Genomic DNA, 13,387 nt, shown 5'->3' on the forward strand with positions numbered 1-13,387 from the left:
GACTTTAGTGCTGAATGCCTGACTGTTCAGGCATGTCGCCTGTAGATACAGTTCTGTTGGAAATGACCACGCTTTTTTTGCGCGCATATCTGTCCGGCTGGCCTTCAGGTCGGGTTTTGAAGCGTCGGTGCAACCACATATACTGCTCCGGCGCCATCAGCACCGCGCGCTCAATCGCCCTGTTCATTTGCGTGGCTACCAACGCTTTATCACCGCCCTGCAGCGTTTCGCCGATATCGTCAAGAATAATCAGTTCATAACCGCTGCCGTCTGCCTTTCTGCGTGGAACGAACGGGATCACCGCCGGCCTGGCGCTCTTCACCAGCATGTAACTTCCGGCAGTTGTCGCGGCGTCAGGAACCGCAAAGAACGGCACAAACACGCTGTTGGTTTTGCCGTAGTCGTGATCCGGGGCGTACCACAGAATTTCATTCTGCTTCAGGGCGCGGATCATCCCCTTCAGGTCATAGCGATCCAGCATGGTTTTATTTGAGCGCAGACGGCCACGCGTCTGCAGCCAGTCCAGCAGCGCATTATTGTTAGGGCGATAAACCCCGACACCCGGGTTGAGCATGCCAAATATTCTGGCACCCAGTTCCAGGGTAAGAAAATGCATACCGATAAGCACTACGCCATTTCCACGCGCCCGCGCCTCTTCCATATGCTCATACCCACTGACGCTAAAGCATTTGCGTACCCGCCAGTCTGGCCAGAACCAGGCCATCCCGGTTTCGATAACGCCCATACCAACCGATTCAAAATTACGCTGCAGTAAATGTTCGCGTTCAGCCTTTTTCATATCGGGAAAACAGAGCTCAAGGTTGCGGCGAGCGATGTCTACACGACGCGGTAGCAAACGCATGGCCAGACGCCCAAGGCCGTGTCCGATTCTCAATAAAAGGGGATACGGGAGCTGCACAATGCACCAGAGCGCTGCAATGCCTGTCCAGCTGAGCCAGTAACGAGGATGAAAAAAGGCGAGTGAAAACTGAGGTAATTTTGTCATCAGAAAATTATCCTGTACTTAATTTAACGCAACTGCTGTGCTTACCAGATGATTTCGTGAAAGTTTTAGGGAAGCAAAGTGTAACGGAAGTGTCACAGGATCGTATTGTCGATTTTTGCGAAAGGTCGCGAGAGGCGTAAATGCCGGGTAAGCAAAGCGGCTTCCCGGCTAAAATCTTACATTGAATAACCCGGCTTTTTAATCAGCGTATCCATCTGCGGGCCAATTTCGGTATCCCAGACCTGCGCTTTCCAGTCCTCAGGATTAACCTGGCTCAACGCGATCGACACTGAACTGTCTTTGCTGTTGAAATGACGAATTATCACCTCAGCAATATCCGCCGCCAGTGCGTTTTTTTGTTCGTCGTTCATATCCCGGGGAAAACTTTTGATATCTACATGTGGCATGTGCAGGCTTCCTGTTATGAATAAGGGTTCCACGTTATCAGATAATCGTATTTGCCTTTAACACCTTGTGCAGTTCAGGCAGCCCGCACACGGTATCTGCAATGGCCGTCAATTTTGGCGTATTGGTTGCGAACCATTCGTGCCGTGGACCCCAGCTACGCGCCACCGCAATATAGACGTCAAGCAGCGTAAGTCGCTCACCCAGCGCAAACGGGGCAGCTTTGAGTTGGCTTTCGAACCATAAATAGAGGGATTTGCGGTATTCGATGCAGTTTTTCTGCAGCTGTTCCGGCGCATCCGGTACCCAGCGTTCGGGATAGTCTGCGTAAGTAAACGTCGGATAGACGTTCGCCACGAACCAGATCAGCAGACGCTGAAACTGCTGACGTTCCGCCTGGCCCACGGGCGGCGCCAGATCGGGACACCTGTCGAGCACCATCAGGCCGATGGCGGCCGTTTCGGTCATGATCGCGCCATTTTCCAGTGCCAGTGTAGGCACCTGACACAGCGGGTTAAGCTTTTGCAACAGTTCACGCTGAGGACCGGGCTGGTCAAACCCGTCCACGTTAATAAACTGGTAAGGAATGTCTGCCAGGGTCAGCATCACTTCACTGATTGCCGAGCCCCAGCCGGGTACGCCATAGAGTTTGATCATGTTGCCCTCTCAGGAGTGAAAATCCTAAGTGTAGAGCACAATTAATACGTGATCCCAGGCGGGTTAACCTCCGATTGTGCCACCGCTTCGCCCTGCTCCCCCCAGCGTGCCAGCACCTTCTGATACTCCCCGCGCGCGATCGCACCATCCAGTGCGGCCTGCAGGGCGTAGACCAGTTGATTGCCTTTTTTGGTGGTGGTGGCGACATACGCTTTTTTCGGGCCCAGCCCGACAACGCGCGTTTTGCCGGTCAGCGCGGCTTTATACGCCGCGACCGACTGCGGCCCGAAGAACACATCCGCCCGGCCGGACTGAATATAGAGATTGCCCGAGGCATCGTCCGTCAGGTACACCGGCAGCGCGGGTTCACGTCCGGCCTTTTTGTTCTCCTCGTTCCAGCCCAACAGGATGCGCTCCTGATTGGTGCCAGAGCCAACAATGACCTTTTTACCCGCAAGATCTTCAGGGCCCTTAATCGACTGCACCTGACTGGTGGATTTCACCGTAAACGCCAGCGAATCGACGCGATAGGTTGCAAAATCAAACTTCTCTTTGCGCTGTTCGGTCACCGCAATGTTTACCAGCGCTACGTCATAGCGCCCGGAGGTGATCCCCAGCGGCCAGTCTTCCCAGGCCGTAGGAACGAGCTTCAGTTTTAGCCCCAGGCTGCCCGCCAGCAGCCGGGCGATATCCGGGTCGCTGCCGATACGCGTCCGATTATCGCTGGCCAGCAGCGCCAGCGGCGGTGAATTAAGCGCGGAAATGGCCACCGTGAGCGTTCCCGGCTCAACAAATTTGTAATGAGCGGGGATCTTCGCCACCGCCTGCGGATCCACTGTCACCGGCAGCGGCTGCTCGTTGACCTTTAAATCAATGCTGGCATGACTGGCGGCGGTAAAAGCCAGCCCCGCTAAAAGTCCATATTTCATCGGAACTCCTTACAGGACTCGGGAAAGGAACTGACGCGTTCGCGGGTGCGATGGCCGGTTCAGCACCTCGTCGCTGCTGCCCTGCTCCACAATTTTACCGTCGACCATAAACACCACCTGATCCGCCACTTCCCGGGCGAAGCCGATCTCATGGGTGACCACCACCAGCGTGGTGCCGGAACGGGCGAGTTTCTTGATGACATCCAGCACTTCGCCCACCAGCTCCGGGTCAAGCGCCGAGGTGGGTTCATCAAACAGCATGACCCGCGGACGCAGCGCCAGCGCGCGGGCAATGGCGATACGCTGCTGCTGCCCGCCGGAGAGATGGCGCGACCAGGCATCTGCTTTATCACGCAGCCCCACCACATCCAGCAGGCTGTATGCCCGCTCAACGGCCTCTTTTTTGCTCAGTTTTTTATGGGCGATGGGCGCTTCAATCAGGTTTTCCAGCACAGTGAGATGCGTGAAGAGGTTAAAGTTCTGGAACACATAACCGACATTGACGCGCTGTTTAAGGATCTCTTTCTCTTTTAACTCGTAGAGTTTGTCACCCCGACGACGATAGCCGATGTAATCCCCGTCAATCTGAATAAACCCTTCGTCAACGCGCTCCAGGTGGTTGATGGTGCGCAACAGGGTCGATTTACCAGAGCCGGACGGTCCGAGGATCACGGTGACGGATCCCGGTGGGATCTCAAGCGACACGTTATCGAGCGCTTTATGGCGACCAAAGAATTTACTGACGCCGGTAATGGAAATATGTCCTTCATGAGAGGCTTGCATGGACGGGCTCCTGTGCGGGCGTGGTGGTGACGGAACGGGAACGGGTACGGCTGAGGGTACGGTTCTGATTCACCGCCGAGCGACGTTCGCTGCGGGCCAGGCCCCGCTCTACACCATACTGGATAGCGGACAATACGGTGGTAATCACCAGGTACCAGGCGGCCCCCACCATCAGCAGCGGGATCACTTCCTGCGTGCGGTTGTAAATCATCTGGATGGTGTAGAACAGTTCCGGCATTGCCAGCACGTAGACCATCGCCGTGCCCTTCGCGAGACTGATGATTTCGTTAAACCCGGACGGCAGAATGGTGCGCAGCGCCTGCGGCAGAATGATCCGCACCGTACGACGCCAGGCCGGTAGCCCCAGCGCAGCGGCCGCTTCATACTGACCATGATCCACGCCGAGGAAGCCCCCGCGGATAATCTCCGCGGTATAGGCGCTCTGTACCAGCGTCAGCCCGACAACGGCAGTGGAAAATTGCCCCAGCACGTTGATGGTTTCAAAGCTGCCCCAGGTTATGCCGGTGAACGGCACCCCAAGGGAGAGCGTGTCGTAGAGATAGGAAAAGTTATAGAGGATGATCAGCACCACAATCAGCGGCAGCGAACGAAACAGCCAGATATAGCCCCAGGCCAGGCTGCTCAGCAACCAGGATGAGGAGAGTCTCGCCAGCGCCAGCATACCGCCGAAAACCACGCTCAGCGCGGTGCCGATCAGCGTCAGCAGTAATGTCTGGCCAACGCCTTCAAGGATCACCGGGTCGAAGAACCAGCGGGCAAAAACAGACCACTCCCAGCGCGGGTTAAAGGCGACGGACTGGATAACGACCGCCAGGACAAACAGCGCCACCACGGCACCGACGGCCCGCAGCGGATAACGCGCAGGGACCACTTTAATGGTTTCAACGTTGCTCATCATCGTTCCTCATGCGGTTTTACTTAACGCTTCGCGAACCAGCGTTTTGGTGAAACGCAGCCGGCCATCAAACGGGGGCTGGCTGTACTCTTCCGGATCGCGATGCAGATCGAACTGCGGCTGGTACCCCTGGCTGAGATAAAGTCGTACCGCTTCCGGCTGACGGAAACCGGTAGTGAGGTAGATCTGGCTGTAGCCGGCCAGCACCGCCCTGCGCTCCAGCTCCTGCACCACGCGCCCGGCAAGCCCCTGCTGACGCAGGGTTTTGTCCGTCCAGATGCGTTTGATTTCCGCGGTGCGTTCGTCGAAGGGTTTGTACGCACCGGTGGCGATAATTTTCCCGTCACGCTCAAGGACGATAAACAGCCCCTGTGGCGCCAGATACCACTCGGTGAGCTCCACCTCTGCATCTTTCGAAAAATAGTCTCCGTAGCGGGCAGCGTATTCACCGAACAGCCCATTGATGATGGGCTGAAGATCGGCATCTTCCGGCGAAACGTCACGAAATTGTTCGCTCATAGCGCCTCCTTAGTCACCCAGACCGGCAGGGTTCACTTCCGACAGCGGGATGCGTTCCACCCCTTCCCCCCAGCGGTTCAGCACTTTGTCGTAATCGCCGTTTTTGATCACGCCGTTAAGTGCGGTCTGCACCGGTTCCACCAGCCCGCTGCCTTTTTTTAGCGTTACCGCGATATGCGCCGTCTTCGGCCAGCCGCCGTCTACGCTACCGACCAGTCTGGTTTTACCCGTCAGCGCGGCTTTACACGCGCCAATCACGTTCGGACCAAAATACGCATCCGCACGCCCGGACTGGAGCGCCAGCGTTTGTGCCGCGTCATCTTTGGTGTAGATCGGGGTAAACGGTTTTAATCCCTTCTTCAGGTTTTCGGCGTTCCATGCCAGCAGGATGGCCTCCTGGTTAGTGCCAGAGCCCACAATAATCCGCAGCCCGGCAATGTCCTCCGCCTTCTGCAGGGATGTGATTGGGCTGGTTGATTTCACATAGAAACCGAGCGAATCCTTACGGTAGGTGGCGAAATCAAACTTCTCCTTACGCGCTTTGGTCACGGTAATGTTGCTGATCGCCGCATCGTATTTCCCGGAGGCGACGCCCAGCGGCCAGTCTTCCCAGGAGGTGGGCACCACGTTCAGCTCCAGCCCGAGGCTGTCGGCCACCAGACGGGCGACGTCAACTTCGCTTCCCAGAAGCGTTTTGTTGTCATCCGAGAAAACCGTCAGTGGCGGTTGATTGAGACCTGCCACCGCAACGGTAAATTTCCCCGGCACGGCAAAGCGATAATCTTTCGGCAACTGCGCGATAGCCTCGCTGTTTTTGGCGGTGTTGATCGGCGTTTTGTTGGCCTCAATGCTCACACCGGTGCCGTTAATGTTCACATTCTCTGCCCAGGCGGCAGGGGTAAAGGCCAGCGCGAGCGCCAGAATAAGCGATGGTTTCTGCATAGCGGTGTTCTCTTTATTGTTGTGTGAACTGATTTTTGGGTTCGTCCAGGCCCAGGCTGTCGCGCAGTGTGGTTCCGGGGTAGTCAGTGCGAAACAGGCCGCGGGCCTGTAGCACCGGCACCACCTGGTCAACAAAGCGCGGGAAGGTATCTGGCGTCCCGCCCTGAATGATGAAGCCGTCGGCTGCATCGCCGTCGAACCACGCCTGCAGGCCGTCCGCCACCTGCTCCGGCGTGCCGGAAAAACGGGGGCGTGGCGAGGCCGCTTCCAGCGCAACCTGACGCAGCGTCAGCTGACGTTCACGGGCATTGCGCTTTATCTCATCCGTGGTACTGCGGAAGCTGTTTTTCCCCAGATCGCCGAGGTCCGGGAACGGCTCGTCGAGCGGATACTGGCTGAAATCGTGATGTTCGAAATAACGTCCGAGATAATTGAGCGCATCCTTAACCGACACCAGCGCCGCGGTGGTCTGGTACTGGTTTTCCACATCTTCGGCATCTTTTCCGACAATCACGCTCACGCCCTGGAAGATGTGCAAATCAGAAGCACGACGACCGTTATTTTCCAGCTGCTGCTTTACGTCGCGGTAGAACGCTTGTGCTTCTTCAAAGGTTTCATGATGGGTGAAGATCGCATCGGCATGCTTCGCTGCCAGCTTTTTGCCGTCGTCCGATGCACCCGCCTGGAACACAATCGGACGCCCCTGCGGCGTGCGACCAATATTGAGCGGCCCGGCGACCTGGAAGAAATCACCGTGATGATCCAGGGTATGCAGTTTGGCGGGGTCAAAGAACTGACCACTCTCTTTGTTGCGCACAAAGGCATCGCCTTCCCACGAGTCCCACAGCCCTTTCACTACGTCGAGATACTCATCCGCAATGCGGTAGCGCAGCGCGTGCTCCGGGTGTTTTTCACGCGAGAAGTTCCTGGCCGACCCTTCCAGCGGCGAGGTCACGACGTTCCAGCCCGCACGGCCGTTGCTCAGGTGATCCAGGCTGGCAAACTGGCGCGCCACGGTAAAGGGTTCGCTGTAGGAGGTGGATAACGTGCCCACCAGACCCAGCCGCGAGGTAATGCTCGCCAGTGCAGAGAGCACCGTTAACGGCTCAAAACGGTTTAAAAAATGCGGGATCGATTTCTCATTAATGTAGAGGCCGTCGGCGACGAATAAAAAGTCGAGCTTGCCCTCCTCGGCTTTTAACGCCGTCGCTTTGACGAAATCAAAATTAATACTGGCATCGGCGACCGCCGCAGGATGGCGCCAGGCGGACATATTCCCGGATGCACCATGCAAAATGGTCCCCAGCCGCAATTGTCGGGTTGCAGACATATTCACCTCTTCTGAATTAAACGTGTTGCAGGGCTTTTTCCGCAAGCTGTGCAAAATAACGGGCAGCCGGCTCAATTAATGCTTCGTCCGGATTAAAGGCCGGGTGATGTAAACCATACGGGCTATTGCTGCCAATGCTGACAAACGCGCCGGGGACCTGCTGCAGATAGACCGCAAAATCCTCTCCGCCCATATGCAATTCAGCATGCTGGGTTTCATACCCCGCTTCCCGGGCGACCGAGGTGGCAAATTCCGCCCAGCGCTCGTCATTGACCAGCGCAGTCGGCCCGGCATACCAGGTGATATCAATCTGGGCACTGAAGGCGCTGGCGAATCCGGCAGCGATTTCACCGACGCGCGCTTTGACGTTCTGCTGAACTTCCACGCGATGTGTGCGCAGCGTCCCTTCCAGCTCAACGCTTTCCGGCAGGACGTTCCAGGTATTACCGCCCGCAATGCGCGTTACGCTCAGCACGACGGAGTCCAGCGTATTCACGTTGCGACTGGCGACGCTCTGCAGCGCGGTAATGAGCTGGCTTGCCAGCACAATCGCGTCGTTGCCTTCATGTGGCCGCGCGGCATGGGCCCCTTTGCCAGTAATGCGGATCACAAACCGATCGACGTTGGCATAGAACGGCCCGCCGCGGGTGGCAAACTCACCCACCGGCAACCCCGGCTCGTTGTGCATGCCGAAGATGGCGCTGACGTCACGTAACGCCCCGGCCCGCACCATGCTCTTCGCACCGCCAAAATTCTCTTCGGCAGGCTGAAACAGGATCCGCACGCGACCGTTAAGCGACGCTTCACGCTCTTTCAGTTTTAATGCCGCCCCGAGGATCACGCTGGTGTGGATGTCATGACCGCAGGCGTGCATCACCCCCGCACGCTGTGAGCTAAACGCCACCCCGCTGCGCTCTTCGATCGGCAAGGCATCGATGTCCGCCCGCAGGGCAATCAGTTTGGTGCCGGTGCCAATTTCCGCCACCAGTCCGGTCGGCAGATCATAAGGCAGTGGTCTGATGCCGGCATTCGTCAGCCACTGGTGCAGACGGGCGGTTGTTTCCACTTCCTGGCCCGACAGCTCCGGGTGCTGGTGCAACTCACGGCGCCAGGCAATCAGTTGTTCGCCAAAACGCATACGGTAACCTCCTTGTTAAGTCGCGCCTGCGCCAGCAGACGCAGGGACTGCACGCGCGTGGCCCCCTCCGCAACCGGTGTGTCGATAATGAATTCGTCAATACCCCACTGGTGATGCAGAGCGTCCAGTTGTGCCAGTACCGACTCTGCGGTCCCGGCCACCAGCGACTGCGCGCGACGCGCTATACGTAGCGGCTCGCTGCCTGCCTGACGCGCAAACGCATAGGCTTGCTCTTCACTGGCCACCGTAACGCGCTGGCCGTTTGCCAGCTCCACGCCCCAGACTTCAACCTTTTGTGCCAGCGATTCCGCCTGAGCCTGAGAGTCCGCCACAATCACCTGCACCGCCACAATCACCTCCCGGACGCTGTGTTCACGCCAGGTGGTGATGACCTCACGCAGCAGGTCCGGATCGCCATTCAGGTGAGCGGCAAAGACAAAATGCCAGTTGAGTTTTGCGGCCAGCAGAGCACTTTCGACGCTGGCTCCCAGCAGGAATCCCTGTGCCGGGACCGGCGGCAGCGGCGTCGCGCGCACCGCCTCATCGACCGACTGATTTTCAGGGCGGATCCAGCTATCAAGTTGCGCCAGCTGTTCGGCAAAACTGCCCTTTTCCTGCTGATTCAGACCGAGTTGCAATGCGCGGGTGGAGAGCGGCAGACCGCCGGGTGCTTTTCCGACGCCCAGATCGACGCGACCCGGAGCCAGGGCAGCCAGGAGATTGAAGTTTTCCGCGACTTTATAGGGGCTGTAGTGTTGCAGCATGACGCCGCCCGATCCCACGCGGATACGCGTTGTCTGCCCGAGGATCCAGGCAATCAACAACTCCGGCGAGGGGCTGGCCAGCTGCGGGGTGTTGTGGTGTTCGGCAATCCAGAAGCGGTGATAACCGAGAGTTTCCGCCTGTTGCGCCAGCGCCAGGGTTCGCGCCAGCGCATCGGCGGCTGTTTCGTTTTCAGCGATGGGGCTTTTATCCAGAATGCTGATTCGCCAGGACATGTTGCGTTCTCGTTTGACTTAACATGTCGTCATTATTAAAGGCGTATTTCACCACTGAGAAACAATTAATTTACATTTGGTTTGCCGGAAATCAGATATATAAAACCACACTAAGAATAAGACTTTAGCGTGGAAATCAGCGTTTCCGCCTGACTGCGGCGGATAATACGGATAAAGCGTATATGCGCGTAGTCCGGATTTTGCAGATCGGCTTCGTAACGCCTGCGGTTGTTGCGCCAGGTTTTAATCGTCCAGATGATAATGGACTCTCTGCTGAAGAACGCGCGCCGGAAACTCTCTTTATTTCCCGTTCCAGGCCAGAGTTCGTGTTGATGCCAGGCCCGTTTGATTGCTCTGGTGACGGCCTGCCAGAGGGTGCGGGCAAACCCGCAATCTACCCACACCACAATGTCAACATTGCGCCATTTAACAGGTCGCGTGCGGTTATAGTTACCATCCAGCACCCAGTTCTGAGAAGCGCTTAATGCATGCTCCAGTTTTTCCAGAAACGCATCATCTGCTGTGCCCTGCCAGTTCGGGCGCCAGTAAAGCCTGTCCATTTCAATATAAGGAATAGCCAGTTCATCAGCGATCCGTCTTGCCAGCGTGGTTTTTCCACTTCCGCTGGTGCCGATTACATTAATTCTCACCCTTAGCCTCGTTTTAGCTGCATAAAAACCAAACCGATCATAGCGTTTACCCTCCGCTTGTTCCACTGAGCAACTATTAAGCACATCTGATGATTAAAACAGCATGGCACTGACGGTTTTGTCTAAAAGGTCATCACGATTCAGCGCGTTGTGATCCTCGTCTGCTCTGACCACACGATTTCCTTCGACGTGCATCACTTTCGGCACGGTTATATTTTGCGTCGCTTATCAATTGCAGGTAGGATGCCTCGCCATGTTTCGCCTTATCCATACGCAGAATGACTGGGAAGGCGACATGTGTTTGCGCAGAAGCAATCGTTTGTATTGCTCTCTGCCAGGCAGGACTATCACGATAATGGTTCAGACAGGCAAACAGGTAACTCAATGAAAACAAGCAATAAAAGCGCAGCCGATCATCATGCTGCTAAACGTCGCTGGTTAAACTCCCATGAAGAGGGCTACCACAAAGCGATGGGCAACCGTCAGGTCCAAATGATCGCCATCGGCGGCGCTATCGGTACAGGTCTGTTTTTAGGTGCTGGCGCACGTCTGCAAATGGCAGGCCCGGCTCTCGCCCTGGTCTATCTGGTGTGCGGGATCTTCTCCTTCTTCATTCTTCGTGCGCTGGGCGAGCTGGTGCTGCATCGCCCTTCCAGCGGCAGCTTTGTCTCTTACGCTCGCGAATTTCTTGGTGAAAAAGCCGCCTACGTTGCCGGCTGGATGTACTTCGTCAACTGGGCGATGACCGGTATCGTTGATATCACCGCCGTTGCGCTGTATATGCACTACTGGGGCGCGTTTGGCGATGTCCCGCAGTGGGTCTTTGCGCTGGGCGCCCTGGCGATTGTCGGTACCATGAATATGATCGGCGTGAAGTGGTTCGCCGAGATGGAGTTCTGGTTTGCACTGGTAAAAGTGCTGGCGATTGTGATTTTCCTGGTGGTCGGTACCGTGTTCCTCGGCAGCGGTAAGCCGCTGGACGGCAATGCAACCGGCTTCCACCTGATAACCGATAACGGCGGCTTCTTCCCGCACGGTCTGCTGCCGGCGCTGGTTCTGGTGCAGGGCGTGGTGTTCGCTTTTGCCTCTATCGAGCTGGTGGGTACGGCGGCGGGCGAATGTAAAGACCCGCAGACCATGGTGCCTAAAGCCATTAACAGCGTGATCTGGCGTATCGGTCTGTTCTATGTCGGCTCTGTGGTGCTGCTGGTTCTGCTGCTGCCATGGAACGCCTATCAGGCGGGTCAGAGCCCGTTTGTGACTTTCTTCTCGAAGCTCGGCGTGCCATACGTGGGTAGTATCATGAACATCGTGGTGCTGACCGCGGCGCTCTCCAGCCTGAACTCCGGCTTATATTCCACAGGCCGTATCCTGCGCTCCATGTCGATGGGTGGCTCTGCGCCGAAGTTCATGTCGAAGATGAGCAAGCAGCAGGTGCCTTATGCCGGCATCCTGGCGACGCTGGTGGTCTACGTGTTTGGCGTGTTCCTGAACTATCTGGTACCGTCCCGCGTGTTCGAGATCGTACTGAACGTGGCCGCGCTGGGGATTATCGCTTCCTGGGCCTTTATCGTGGTCTGCCAGATGCGTCTGCGCAAAGCCATTAAAGAGGGCAAAGCGGCTGACGTGAGCTTCAAAATGCCAGGCGCACCGGTGACCTCGTGGCTCACCCTGCTGTTCCTGTTCAGCGTGCTGGTTCTGATGGCGTTCGATTACCCGAACGGCACCTATACCATCGCCACCATTCCGCTGCTGGCCGTTCTGCTGATTGCTGGCTGGTTTGGCGTGCGTAAGCGCGTATACGAAATTCACAGCACCGCGCCGGTTCATCATGAAGATGAAAAACACGACGGCCCGCTGGTGGAAGAAACCTCGCGTTAAGCGTGCAGTAAACATTAAAATGGGAAGGCAAATGCCTTCCCTTTTTTTATGTCGGGTGGCGGCTTCGTCTTACCCGCCCTACGTTTCATTGCGCAGCGCCACCGGGCAATTCCCACATCAGAGCGTGATACGTACCACATCGTCAGGCTGGGTCGCTTCCTGCTGACGGGTGGATTTTTGTTTCACCGTTACGTACAGCGTTTTGCCATCAGCAGAGAGCGCCAGGCTGTTTGGATAGACCGGCGTGTCGAAGGTTTTCGTCACTTTATAGGTTTTGGTGTCAATCACGCTCACCTTTCCGGCTTCACGATGCGTTACGTACGCTTCGTTGCGCGCCGGGTTAAAGAGCACCGCCAGCGACTCTGGCGTCGCGATCTTCTCAATGACACTGCCATCTTTCAGGCTCACCACCAGCACTTCCGGCTGTTTTGAATCGGTCAGGAAGGCACGCTGTCCGGCGGTATCCAGACTCAGGTTCAGGTAGAAGTGCTCTTTCCCGTCATCCTGCACCTTTTTGCGGCTGATGATTTTGTTGCTGGCGGTGTCAATCGTTACCAGTTCACCGTCGGCGTTGGTGGTATAGAGTCGTTTCGCCTGCGCATCCAGCGCCAGGCCGGTGCCGTAGGTACCAGTATTCGCGATGGTATCCTTCAGCTTCAGCGTTGCGCTGTCTACTACCCAGATCACGCTCTCTTTACCGACCCCGGTAATGTACACGGTATGGTTGGCATCATCTGCCACCAGCTGGCGTGGCTGCAGTGGTTTGACAGTGTCGCTGCGTTTGCGGTCATCCAGAACCAGGCGCCCTTTCACCTCGCCGGTTTTGGCGTCAATTGCGGTCACGGCACCGTTGATGGTGTTACCCAACCACAGCGTCTGGGTGGCAGTGTCCAGGGTGGCGCCAAAGGGTTTCAGATCGTTATGAATGACCTGCGTTACGTCCAGAGTGACCGGGTCGAGGCGATACACAATACCGCCTTTATCTGTTTTACGGCTTTGTGACGTCGCAACCCACAGCGCATTCTCCTGCTGGCTCACCGCCATTTCATACGCGCCTTTCCCAACCGCTTTGCGCAACATCTCTTCGCCAGCCTGCACCTGGAAGGTGCCGGCAAGCAGTAAAGCGCTACACAGCAGTGAACGACGCAGACGTGGGGAGCACAGATGACGTAAAGACATAACAATTCCTTTTTCACGAGAGGGGGTGTACTGCTGACATCACTTCCGGCTGGC

At 56.7% G+C, this 13,387-nt stretch carries 12 protein-coding genes and 1 pseudogene; 1 reads left to right on the top strand and 12 read right to left on the bottom strand.

Translation table 11 applies throughout. The annotated features are described in order from the left end of the window. Positions 1 to 4 precede the first annotated feature (4 nt). From ACTJJI_RS21835 to ACTJJI_RS21885, 11 genes and pseudogenes are all read right to left on the bottom strand, one after another. The gene (locus ACTJJI_RS21835) at positions 5 to 1,006 is read right to left on the bottom strand and encodes a Kdo(2)-lipid IV(A) acyltransferase (RefSeq protein ID WP_014832054.1); all 1,002 of its coding nucleotides are present in this window, start codon (positions 1,004 to 1,006) and stop codon (positions 5 to 7) included. Positions 1,007 to 1,182: 176 nt separating this feature from the next. Beyond that, on the bottom strand, positions 1,183 to 1,413 hold the full coding sequence (gene pptA, locus ACTJJI_RS21840) for a tautomerase PptA (RefSeq protein ID WP_014832055.1): 231 nt from the start codon (positions 1,411 to 1,413) through the stop codon (positions 1,183 to 1,185). A 37-nt stretch (positions 1,414 to 1,450) separates the two neighbouring features. Then, the gene (locus tag ACTJJI_RS21845) at positions 1,451 to 2,068 is read right to left on the bottom strand and encodes a glutathione S-transferase family protein (RefSeq protein WP_050860628.1); all 618 of its coding nucleotides are present in this window, start codon (positions 2,066 to 2,068) and stop codon (positions 1,451 to 1,453) included. 41 nt (positions 2,069 to 2,109) lie between these two features. Further along, the gene (locus ACTJJI_RS21850) at positions 2,110 to 2,997 is read right to left on the bottom strand and encodes an ABC transporter substrate-binding protein (RefSeq protein WP_440655540.1); all 888 of its coding nucleotides are present in this window, start codon (positions 2,995 to 2,997) and stop codon (positions 2,110 to 2,112) included. A gap of 9 nt (positions 2,998 to 3,006) precedes the next feature. Next, a complete protein-coding gene (locus ACTJJI_RS21855; RefSeq protein ID WP_440655541.1) occupies positions 3,007 to 3,780 on the bottom strand; it encodes an amino acid ABC transporter ATP-binding protein in 774 nt (257 codons plus the stop codon). Then, positions 3,764 to 4,696, bottom strand: coding sequence for an amino acid ABC transporter permease (locus ACTJJI_RS21860; protein ID WP_014832059.1), 933 nt, complete (start codon positions 4,694 to 4,696; stop codon positions 3,764 to 3,766). The genes ACTJJI_RS21855 and ACTJJI_RS21860 overlap by 17 nt, the downstream gene beginning before the upstream one ends. 9 nt (positions 4,697 to 4,705) lie before the next feature. Next, positions 4,706 to 5,215, bottom strand: a complete 510-nt coding sequence (locus ACTJJI_RS21865; protein WP_014832060.1) for a GNAT family N-acetyltransferase — start codon at positions 5,213 to 5,215, stop codon at positions 4,706 to 4,708. Between the two features lie 9 nt (positions 5,216 to 5,224). Next, a pseudogene (locus ACTJJI_RS21870) lies at positions 5,225 to 7,487 on the bottom strand (NtaA/DmoA family FMN-dependent monooxygenase). Positions 7,488 to 7,503: 16 nt separating this feature from the next. Beyond that, positions 7,504 to 8,625, bottom strand: coding sequence for an amidohydrolase (locus ACTJJI_RS21875; protein WP_440655542.1), 1,122 nt, complete (start codon positions 8,623 to 8,625; stop codon positions 7,504 to 7,506). Continuing rightward, positions 8,604 to 9,623: an LLM class flavin-dependent oxidoreductase gene (locus ACTJJI_RS21880; RefSeq protein ID WP_334752227.1), complete on the bottom strand. Its 1,020-nt coding sequence runs from the start codon at positions 9,621 to 9,623 to the stop codon at positions 8,604 to 8,606. The genes ACTJJI_RS21875 and ACTJJI_RS21880 overlap by 22 nt, the downstream gene beginning before the upstream one ends. 110 nt (positions 9,624 to 9,733) lie before the next feature. After that, complete coding sequence (locus ACTJJI_RS21885; RefSeq protein WP_014832065.1) at positions 9,734 to 10,273, bottom strand: AAA family ATPase; 540 nt, start codon at positions 10,271 to 10,273, stop codon at positions 9,734 to 9,736. Positions 10,274 to 10,657: 384 nt separating this feature from the next. On the opposite strand from ACTJJI_RS21885, the gene ansP reads away from it, so the two are divergent. Then, complete coding sequence (gene ansP / locus ACTJJI_RS21890; protein ID WP_014832066.1) at positions 10,658 to 12,154, top strand: L-asparagine permease; 1,497 nt, start codon at positions 10,658 to 10,660, stop codon at positions 12,152 to 12,154. Between the two features lie 117 nt (positions 12,155 to 12,271). Here ansP and yncE read toward each other — a convergent pair whose 3' ends face one another. Beyond that, on the bottom strand, positions 12,272 to 13,333 hold the full coding sequence (yncE, locus tag ACTJJI_RS21895) for a 7-bladed beta-propeller protein YncE (protein WP_047361748.1): 1,062 nt from the start codon (positions 13,331 to 13,333) through the stop codon (positions 12,272 to 12,274). Positions 13,334 to 13,387: the final 54 nt, after the last annotated feature.

Source organism: Enterobacter sp. 22466, from assembly GCF_052044775.1.
Taxonomy (GTDB): domain Bacteria; phylum Pseudomonadota; class Gammaproteobacteria; order Enterobacterales; family Enterobacteriaceae; genus Enterobacter; species Enterobacter dissolvens.

Bases quoted from the DNA above. Each gene is read 5' to 3' on its own strand.
- ACTJJI_RS21835 (WP_014832054.1), bottom strand. From the start codon at position 1,006: ATGACAAAATTACCTCAGTTTTCACTCGCCTTTTTTCATCCTCGTTAC.
- pptA (WP_014832055.1), bottom strand. From the start codon at position 1,413: ATGCCACATGTAGATATCAAAAGTTTTCCCCGGGATATGAACGACGAA.
- ACTJJI_RS21845 (WP_050860628.1), bottom strand. From the start codon at position 2,068: ATGATCAAACTCTATGGCGTACCCGGCTGGGGCTCGGCAATCAGTGAA.
- ACTJJI_RS21850 (WP_440655540.1), bottom strand. From the start codon at position 2,997: ATGAAATATGGACTTTTAGCGGGGCTGGCTTTTACCGCCGCCAGTCAT.
- ACTJJI_RS21855 (WP_440655541.1), bottom strand. From the start codon at position 3,780: ATGCAAGCCTCTCATGAAGGACATATTTCCATTACCGGCGTCAGTAAA.
- ACTJJI_RS21860 (WP_014832059.1), bottom strand. From the start codon at position 4,696: ATGAGCAACGTTGAAACCATTAAAGTGGTCCCTGCGCGTTATCCGCTG.
- ACTJJI_RS21865 (WP_014832060.1), bottom strand. From the start codon at position 5,215: ATGAGCGAACAATTTCGTGACGTTTCGCCGGAAGATGCCGATCTTCAG.
- ACTJJI_RS21875 (WP_440655542.1), bottom strand. From the start codon at position 8,625: ATGCGTTTTGGCGAACAACTGATTGCCTGGCGCCGTGAGTTGCACCAG.
- ACTJJI_RS21880 (WP_334752227.1), bottom strand. From the start codon at position 9,623: ATGTCCTGGCGAATCAGCATTCTGGATAAAAGCCCCATCGCTGAAAAC.
- ansP (WP_014832066.1), top strand. From the start codon at position 10,658: ATGAAAACAAGCAATAAAAGCGCAGCCGATCATCATGCTGCTAAACGT.
- yncE (WP_047361748.1), bottom strand. From the start codon at position 13,333: ATGTCTTTACGTCATCTGTGCTCCCCACGTCTGCGTCGTTCACTGCTG.